We start from the raw sequence: 6,326 nt of genomic DNA, 5'->3' as shown, positions 1-6,326 counted from the left end.
CGTGTTTAAAAATTTGATAAACACCGGCGAACTTCCCCGGTCCGCCAGCACCAACCACAACCCCACCCCCCCAACCACCAGCTTGGGGGGGCGACGTACCAAAAACGGCGCCCCACCTAGCTACACTCACACCCAAAAGGGAGTCCACACATGAGCATCGACATGGCCTTTACCCACCACCCCACGCAGGTCCGCGACGGATCACCATGGGAGCCGCGGCTACAGATTTCGGCGGCGGCCTCCTCCGCAAGCTCCCCCGGCCGCCGCATAGGTGCGCTGCGCGCCCCGGACACCCCGGCACGGGGAAACCACGACACCTTCACCCACCAAGGCACCGCGTACGAACTCATGCGCTTTTACCCCGGTGACGAGCCGGCCCAGGCCCTGCCGCACCACCGGGGGACCGCAGAGATCCCCACGAACAGCGGCAGCGTGATCCTTCCGGTCGAAGTCACCGCCCGCACCACGCACCTGGTGCACGTCATTTGGATCGATGACACCGGGGAACTCATGGGAACCTGGTGCCCCACCGATATGGTGAGAACAGAACACGGACCAAGGAACTAGGAGACCACGATCATGGACGACGAGACGACCCCCGAAGCAGTGCGGGAAGCCGACACCGCCTACGAAGCCCTGCACGCCTTGGCACTCCTGACCAGGACAACCCACCCTGCACCCGACGTGTACCGGATCCTGGGAAACCTCAAAAACTTCGGCAGCTTCCTGCCCCAGATTTCCGAACAGCTCGCCCAAGGACTGGTGAAATCCCTCGAGGAATACGACGTCACCGAATACGAGGGCAAGGACCCCGCTGCCAGCGTCGCTCTGGCCGGGGAACACCTCGCCCGGGCCGCAAAGCTGGCCCAGCAAATGGGCGAGGAACTGGCACTGGCACAGAACGCCATCGCCGGGCAGGGGTACCAAACCGCCGAGGAACGCCGCCACCTGGAAGAACTCCGCCGCGAAAGCAACGGCGGCTAGTCATGGGAACGCTGGGCCCGGACGAATACCAGGAACTACTCAACGCTCACGACGAGCTGGACAACCTTCTGGTTCACCTGACCCGCCACCAAGCGCAGAAGTGTGCCGCCATCCTCACCGCCGGCCAAGAGGGCCACGCCGCCTACGCCGAAGCAACAGTGACCGTCGCCAAGTACCTGCAGTCACTCGCCCTGGACGAACTGCCGGGAATCTCCCGCACCGCCACCGACAGGGACACGCTGTGGCAGATCCTCGACGACTTGCCGTGGCCGGCACCCGGCCCACCGGCAGACCGACCAATCTGAACAGGGCGGTCGACTGATGATCAGGGATTATCAACATTCGGGAATCTTAGATTTGTTTTGAAAAAGCGGACGCGATATCCAGTTGGGTTCTTCTGCACAGATACTTCGTGTCGAAATTTGGTCGGATTCGATCCAAACAGGAATCTTTTCACTATCGATAACCAGCATTTTCCCCGATTGCTCCCCAATTACATAACCGATCGTGGTTTCTTGCTTGGCCTTCATTTCGATGGATTCCAAAGGAGTCCACGGCCTAAAAAGCAGAGGGAACACGACAAGAAACACCGCGAATGCAGGCAGCATGTGCCAAATAAAATGCCCCACGTATTTGAGTTTTGACAGTTTTGGGATTCGTGACCATGCGGCCTTGCGCGAATCACCAATTTGGTACAAAAAGAGGAAGAGCAAAGCTAGAAGCATGCCAGGGGTGAAGGCCCATGAGTACAGGATTGCTAGTGGAGTCCAAACTATCGCCGAACGCCACCGTTCCGAGGATGTTGCGTTCCTAGCCGTTCCGGCCATCATCCAGTTGCCCAAAGGCGGATAGAAAAAGAGTGCGATAGGCAGAGCGGGCGCGAGCAACGTTGTCAAGGAAGCCAAGAGGATTGCGGGGTAATCGATGACGCTGGTAATGGCCAACGCAGTGGCAACATCGGGACCTGAGAAGTAGAAGACACGCAGTGCAGCAACTACTACTAGCAAAAGGGACGCCGCGAGAGGCAAGTGGTCACGGATTGCTTTTGATGAGTTCGAATGTTCGGTCATAGGATTCATCATTTCAGCGACAATGGAGATCCGGTGCGCCACCGCGGCTAATGAAGCAATTAATCGATGTACACCAATTGCGAGGCACCCGATATTTGCATGTCTCTGTGGTGTACTGAAAGAGGGAGCCGCCACGGCAGGTTTCACCGTACCGATAGGTGCCAAAAACCCCGGAATCTCGGGCTAAAAGAATAGATTAGACCCTCATTTGAGGGTAGAATGAAGGTACATCGAAAGGCTGGAGGGCAGAGCAATGGCGATCACCATCTACACCAAACCGGGATGCTTCGGATGCCGCAAGACGGCCGAGAAATTCACCGAAGCCCGCGTGGCTTTCACCGAAGTGGACATTACTCAGAAGCTGGCGGCCTTGGAGTACGTCACCGAAGAACTGGGATACTCTCAAGCCCCCATCGTCGTGGTGGATGACGACTTTCATTGGTCTGGCCTGAACCCAACCAACATTGCCGTGGCCATCAAACTAGCCAAGGAAGAAGTGGCCAGTTGACCGCGAAACCCACCGCCGATGGAACAGTGCAAAAGCGGCTGAACTTCGACGTCCCCGAAGAACTCGCCAACGAGTTCAAGGCCTACGCAGCACTGCAGGGCAAGACCCAACGCGAAATCATCATCGCGTTCATGCAGCGTTGCGTACGTCTCACAGAGATTGAAAAAACAAAGCTGTGAACAAGAAGGATCCGTCTCAATTGCGCCGTGGTCATCAATACGAGATGGACGAAGCAGGCTTATCGAGGTCAATCTTCTCTAATGCGATTATTCCTCGAGCAACCATTTCGAGTTGGCGCGCGCGCTCGACATAAGTGTGTGCTGCGCCCTGTGTGGGTGAAACTTCGCCATGTGCGACCTGATTTCTCAGGGCAAGGAGGTCCTGGGCCGAATCGGAAAATGCCTGACTAACGGCCTCGTTACGTCGTAGCTGTTCGATGATGATTTTGTGGTTACGGGTAGGGCGGCCACGGCCGGCCTTGATGTGGATAAGGTCTTCGAGGGCTTTTGCCAGTGTTTTCCAGGACATTATTATGGCCCCTGTGGGGTTGCGAATAGGATCCGGAGTCCCCTGCTCGGCGATGGGACCGACCTTGTTCTCCGGTGAGTTCGAACGCGTGTGAGTCTCGAGGTCCTCAGGCTGCTCACTAGTTAGCTTTGACTCGAGGACTTCGTCGACTTTCTTTTCCACAGATTCGAGGACTTCGTCGACATTCTCTTCCATAGATTCAAAGGTCTTGGCGAATTGGAATTCACCCCCGAATCCTTTGGCTATCGTCACCCGTCCGATCAGCTTGCGGATCGGCTGTAGTAGCAGTAGAGCAACGGTCAATGCCACAACCGGCCATGATAGAACATTTCCGATGACCGACGCCGCGAACTCTTTCCAATCCATCTGCTCATCATATTCAACGAGGAAAATATTACGGTCTCTTTACAGGGACGACCTATAACTATCGTTAGTGGGGCGTTTTGGATTGCTCTCGCTGTAAGGATGACAAGCCGGTAAATTTTTGGCCGAATACGTCGATCGGAACCTAAACGCGTCTAAACGGGACAGATATCTTTTCTGGTTGAGTCGCTGTGGGATGGACGGACCCCGATCGATTCCGCAGGTATCTGGTAAAGGATCGAGGTGGGAGTCAGAAGTGCCATTAGCGACGGTTGAGAGGAAGCACGCCGTAAAATAGCCCTCTCACAATGTTGCGGCATGATTTTCGCGATACTTCAGTCTGAGATCTCATTTAAGTGATAGGGACGGCCACCAAGACCGACCCTATAAGCGATCGTTTTGGATGCCTCTAATGGCGCCTACGGCTGTTCGGGAATGTCACCAAGGCTGGTAACCATGATGTTCTTCCCCTCGGTGTAACTCGTCCTCAGCCGCAACTCGAATTGATGGGTGATGCTTTTCAGGAAATCGTATGGATTCACGTCGTGCAGAAGGAGTTCTTTGGTGGGGATATGCCCATGCTCCTCTACCAATCGATCAATCACGTTCCCTTCCCCTTCGGGAACTGCCTCCAGATCGACGGCGACAACGCGCAGACCGTGATCACGTTCTCCACCGCCGATATCAATGCCGACGACAAGCCATTTTTCCTCGTCAATCCCCGCCACCTTAAGACCGCTTTCACCGGTCATTTTTTGGTCAAGTTGAGCAGTGCCAACATAGTCCGCATAGGTTACTTTGGCGTCGCGCCAAACATGTGGTTCCAAGAGTGCCTCCTAGTTTGCCCTGTGCGGAGAATTTCGCCCAGGCTCCCAGTATCAGTGATGGGTAAGACACCTTGGTGATGTTCCCGGGGCCTTGCGGCTGTTATGTCCCTACGCCCTGGTTACTTCGACCGTTTAAACCAAAGTTGGCTGCTTGTCGCTGCTCAGTTGCGCGTAGGCATCGAATAAGTAGTACTGGCGCTCCCTCTCATCTCGGCAACGACGCGGGGCGCCGATAGCCTTGTCAACGATCGAGTCCAACGAGTCATGGGCTTTTACCAATTGTGGATTCATGCCCAGCGGAGCGTAATGCTTTTCCAATGACCGTTCCGGGTACAGCTCCCGTGCAGCCAGGATCTTTTCCCCGGCAGCGGCGATAGCTTTGCGTTGTTCCGGTTCAAGGTGTGGAAGCGGGAAATTGTTCCACGTCACGGTGGAGGAAAACGAGGGATCGGACTTCATGCGTCCACCCACCGTTTTCATCCAGGTAACGAACATCGAGGACGAGGCAATGGCGAACACCATTCCGTCCGGGTCTTCGGCACCGTAGATCTTGTTCGAGATGATCGTTCCAGGCTCGAGATGCCCGACCGGCAGATAGCGACGGTTTTCGCTACTGACTTCGGGAATGCCGACAATCGGGTTTTCGGAAACGATGCCAATCTGACGGAACAGGTGTGGGAATCGTGCATAGTCCTTCGTGGATTGTGCCGTGGAATCCAGACGAGCAGCCTCAACACCCTGCAGGCGGCGACGCAACTCTGGCGACTTCGAGGGAGCACTGGGATCCATGTCTTGGAGCCATAGGCACCACCGCTGATGCCCCTGAATCAGTTCCTTGGACCCGATATAGGGACGGACATAGGGAGCCATATGCGGGTCAGCGGCGACGCCTGGATACTGTTCCGGGATGACCACCAGGTGGCCACCATCCGTTGGCATCGAGCCTTTCACTACTTCGGGAAGATCCGGCGATAGAGGCTGGGACCGCTTGCCGATGAGGACGTTTGGCCCGTCAACCAGATACGCGTTGATGGTCTTGACCCCGGGCACGGCCTCGGCTTCGCTCTTGACCGTTTTGTAGTCAAATAGCCGCGGCTTTGCGGTTTTATCCCGAGTGAATCCTATGATCACACAATGGACGGCTGCCTCGCCCGGGGCTTCCGAGTTCCACTTAAAGGTCCTGTGGGCGAACTTGATTCTCCAACGTGCCTCAAAGATTGGCGCGAACAGGCGTTCTGTCTGATCGCCCTGCACAATGCTGTTGGTTGTTACGTAGGCCCATTCACCCCGACGCGTACCCAGCAGCCGCAACGTCAACGCGTGCCAACTGGTGACGAAGTCCAAGCGTGAGAGCTGTTTTCCCGCACCCCAGGCCTGCTGCATAAGCGCTAGCTGCTCCTTGGTTCGGGTGTGGTCACCCAAGAATGGAGGGTTGCCAAAAACGAACGTATTTCCCGAAACGACAGGTAGTTCATCATTCCAGTCGAGGGTCAGCGCGTCGTGGTGGACGATGTGCGCCGTGATCTTGATGGGCAGACGGTCTGGGGCTTCACCAATGGCTTGCGCCAGCTTGCGGTTCGCCTGGTGATCGACGAGGAACATGGCGGTTTCCGCGATCTTGGCAGGCCACCAGTTGATTTCAAAACCGTAGAACCGGTCAATGGTCAATTTCTGGTCAAACGTGGCATCGAGAGAAGCCGTTCGAGAACCACGCTGCCAACGTGCCACGATAATGTCTGTCTCGATATCGCGCAGCTTGGCATAAGCGATGTTCAGGAAGTTTCCTGCCCCGCAGGCAGGGTCAACGTAGATGTTTGAAGCCATCTCGTCTTGGAACTCATTGAGGTCCTTGATGCTCGTGCTCTTGGCTGCAATTAGTCGATCAGCGCGATCCCGATACTCATCCAGGAACAGGGGCCCCGGAATTTTTCAAGTCAAGCGGTACCACGGTGAGTTAGACAGCCGTTAGGCTGCTTCTTTTTCGGCGGTTTCTGTAGGTTGGTTGATCCATGCCGGCCCGGGCAGGGCCAGGATCTTGGGGTCGAT

The 6,326-nt window shown here is 55.9% G+C and carries 9 protein-coding genes; 5 read left to right on the top strand and 4 right to left on the bottom strand.

Annotated elements, in window-relative coordinates:
• Positions 1-150: 150 nt before the first annotated feature.
• The 3 genes from ACLQ7E_RS02350 to ACLQ7E_RS02340 are packed head-to-tail and all read left to right on the top strand — an operon-like array spanning position 151 to position 1,289.
• Positions 151-567, top strand: coding sequence for a hypothetical protein (locus tag ACLQ7E_RS02350; protein ID WP_411730943.1), 417 nt, complete (start codon positions 151-153; stop codon positions 565-567).
• Positions 568-579: 12 nt separating this feature from the next.
• The gene (locus ACLQ7E_RS02345; RefSeq protein ID WP_411730942.1) at positions 580-984 is read left to right on the top strand and encodes a hypothetical protein; all 405 of its coding nucleotides are present in this window, start codon (positions 580-582) and stop codon (positions 982-984) included.
• 2 nt (positions 985-986) lie between these two features.
• Positions 987-1,289: a hypothetical protein gene (locus tag ACLQ7E_RS02340; RefSeq protein ID WP_411730941.1), complete on the top strand. Its 303-nt coding sequence runs from the start codon at positions 987-989 to the stop codon at positions 1,287-1,289.
• 30 nt (positions 1,290-1,319) lie between these two features.
• Here ACLQ7E_RS02340 and ACLQ7E_RS02335 read toward each other — a convergent pair whose 3' ends face one another.
• A complete protein-coding gene (locus ACLQ7E_RS02335; RefSeq protein WP_411730940.1) occupies positions 1,320-2,054 on the bottom strand; it encodes a hypothetical protein in 735 nt (244 codons plus the stop codon).
• A 253-nt stretch (positions 2,055-2,307) separates the two neighbouring features.
• Here ACLQ7E_RS02335 and ACLQ7E_RS02330 point away from each other — a divergent pair, with 253 nt between their 5' ends.
• On the top strand, positions 2,308-2,562 hold the full coding sequence (locus ACLQ7E_RS02330; RefSeq protein WP_411730939.1) for a glutaredoxin family protein: 255 nt from the start codon (positions 2,308-2,310) through the stop codon (positions 2,560-2,562).
• Positions 2,559-2,741: a hypothetical protein gene (locus tag ACLQ7E_RS02325; protein WP_411730938.1), complete on the top strand. Its 183-nt coding sequence runs from the start codon at positions 2,559-2,561 to the stop codon at positions 2,739-2,741. The genes ACLQ7E_RS02330 and ACLQ7E_RS02325 overlap by 4 nt, the downstream gene beginning before the upstream one ends.
• Before the next feature lie 34 nt (positions 2,742-2,775).
• Here ACLQ7E_RS02325 and ACLQ7E_RS02320 read toward each other — a convergent pair whose 3' ends face one another.
• From ACLQ7E_RS02320 to ACLQ7E_RS02310, 3 genes are all read right to left on the bottom strand, one after another.
• Entirely contained in the window at positions 2,776-3,456 is a 681-nt protein-coding gene (locus ACLQ7E_RS02320; protein ID WP_411730937.1) for a hypothetical protein, read from the bottom strand.
• A gap of 416 nt (positions 3,457-3,872) precedes the next feature.
• Positions 3,873-4,280, bottom strand: a complete 408-nt coding sequence (locus ACLQ7E_RS02315; protein ID WP_411730936.1) for a hypothetical protein — start codon at positions 4,278-4,280, stop codon at positions 3,873-3,875.
• Between the two features lie 132 nt (positions 4,281-4,412).
• Positions 4,413-6,134: a DNA methyltransferase gene (locus ACLQ7E_RS02310; RefSeq protein WP_411730944.1), complete on the bottom strand. Its 1,722-nt coding sequence runs from the start codon at positions 6,132-6,134 to the stop codon at positions 4,413-4,415.
• Positions 6,135-6,326 lie beyond the last annotated feature (192 nt).

Origin of the sequence: Paeniglutamicibacter sp. (assembly GCF_046714615.1) — a bacterium.
In the GTDB taxonomy this organism is placed as follows: Bacteria; Actinomycetota; Actinomycetes; order Actinomycetales; family Micrococcaceae; genus Paeniglutamicibacter.
This window is presented reverse-complemented; position numbering and strand designations above follow the sequence as displayed.